The sequence below is a fragment of the Salinivibrio sp. PR919 genome, assembly GCF_001995355.1.
Classification (GTDB): Bacteria; Pseudomonadota; Gammaproteobacteria; order Enterobacterales; family Vibrionaceae; genus Salinivibrio; species Salinivibrio proteolyticus.
The window spans coordinates 1-1,811 of record NZ_MUFL01000167.1; the positions used below are offsets into that span (position 1 = coordinate 1).

2 protein-coding genes are annotated in these 1,811 nt (G+C 48.2%); both read left to right on the forward strand.

Going from position 1 to position 1,811, the window contains the following annotated elements:
* The coding region (locus BZG83_RS16395; RefSeq protein WP_077482141.1) for a GGDEF domain-containing protein at positions 1-1,117 on the forward strand (1,117 nt) is incomplete at its 5' end.
* Positions 1,114-1,605 carry a C40 family peptidase gene (locus BZG83_RS16400; RefSeq protein ID WP_077482143.1) on the forward strand — a complete coding sequence of 164 codons (492 nt, stop codon included), beginning with the start codon at positions 1,114-1,116 and terminating at the stop codon, positions 1,603-1,605. The genes BZG83_RS16395 and BZG83_RS16400, both read left to right, overlap by 4 nt.
* Positions 1,606-1,811: the final 206 nt, after the last annotated feature.

Here is a 1,811-nt window from a genome sequence, read left to right on the forward strand (position 1 = left end):
ACTCTATGCCGCGCCCTTCTATTTATTATTTACTGCCCTGCTATTAAGTCACTTGTTCAAGAGTGCGCGTGTTGGCATGACTGTGGTGATATTACTTATTAGCTACACCGTCATTTTAACCCGGCTGCAATCGCCACTGACTGACGGCACAACCTATTTGGAATATGTACTTCTGGTTGTATTGTTGCCGATTAATTTGCTCTATATTCGCATCACCCGCGATAGAAAGCTGACCTCGCTGTTTGGCTTGTTATTCTTTGCCGCGATGGCACTCGAGATTGGCTGGGGCGCGCTGTTAGTGATGCAATATGGTGAATTGGCGACCTGGCTGTATCAGCATCCAGTGTTTGTGCGCATTCCCGCCTTTAGCCCACTCCCCCTACTTTTGATCGTGATGCTACTGATTGCACTGTGTATGGCCGCGATACGTGTTTTACATAAAAACAGTGTCGACGATCATGCCACCTTTATCGCGCTCACCTGTACATCGGTCACGGTGATCTTTTTTGATATGGCCTATGTGTCATCGTTTAGTTTTGCCATTGCCGGCTTACTCCTCATTGCCAACCAAGTCGCGTTTAGTCATCAATTAGCCTTTTTAGACGGTTTAACCGCCATTCCAAGTCGTCGGGCACTGCAAGATGAATTAAAGCACCTCGGTCGCCGTTACACTATCGCCATGCTCGATGTGGATCACTTTAAGCGCTTCAATGATACCTATGGCCATGAAACCGGTGACGATGTATTAAAACTGGTGGGGAGTTTGCTATCACAATGCGAAGGTGGCGCAACCGCTTTCCGCTATGGCGGGGAAGAATTTACCCTTTTATTCAAGGGGAAAACCACCGATCAATGCCTGCCTTTTCTTGATGCATTGCGAGAGGATATCGCCCAGTACCCGTTGGTACTTCGTGAAGAAAACCGTCCTACCAACCCGAATGAAGGCAAGCAAAAACGAGGGCAGAAAGAAGACACCGCAACCGTTCATGTGACTGTGAGTATCGGTTTCGCCGATGCCTCGCAAGCCAGCCAACCGGATGAAGTGTTGCAACTGGCCGATCAAGCACTGTATAAAGCTAAACAAGCGGGAAGAAACTGTATTCGAGGAAGCGAATGATAAAGCTAGGGTTAGTGTCTACCTTCATCCTGTTACTAAGCGCATGTAGCAGCTCACCATCCGACCCGGACTCAAGCACAACGCCCGTCTCCTCGGCTCCCTCACACTCCGCAAGCAGCCAAGCATTGCACTACGCACTGACGCAGCACTATCAGCAATGGCAAGGCACGCCTTATCGTTGGGGAGGTACCTCACGCCAAGGCATCGATTGCTCGGCCTATACCCAGCGCGTTTATCGTGATGCGCTATCCACGCCCTTACCGCGCACAACTCATGGCCAAGCAAAGGGCGGCTATCCGGTTGATTATAAGGATGCCCAATTGGGTGATTTGGTTTTCTTCCACATTCGCCCCGGCTTGCGCCATGTTGGTATCTATCTCGGCAACCAGCAATTTATGCATGCATCTACGTCACAAGGAGTGACAGTGTCACGCCTTGATAATCCATATTGGCAAGCACGCTTCTGGCAATTCCGTCGTTATTTCTGAGGCGAGGCTTTTGACTAAGTGGCAAGATGGCCTTTTAACCTCTCTTATATCCCGAATTCGTTTTGAATCGACATATATGTTCACAAACCGATCTTTTCTGTAGAAAGCTATTCAATTTCTCAATCCATGCGATCCATTTAACGAAATGTGCAGGCTAAAGTGTGCCTTATGTCTCATTTCTATTTATTTTGATCATGGTTTAATAT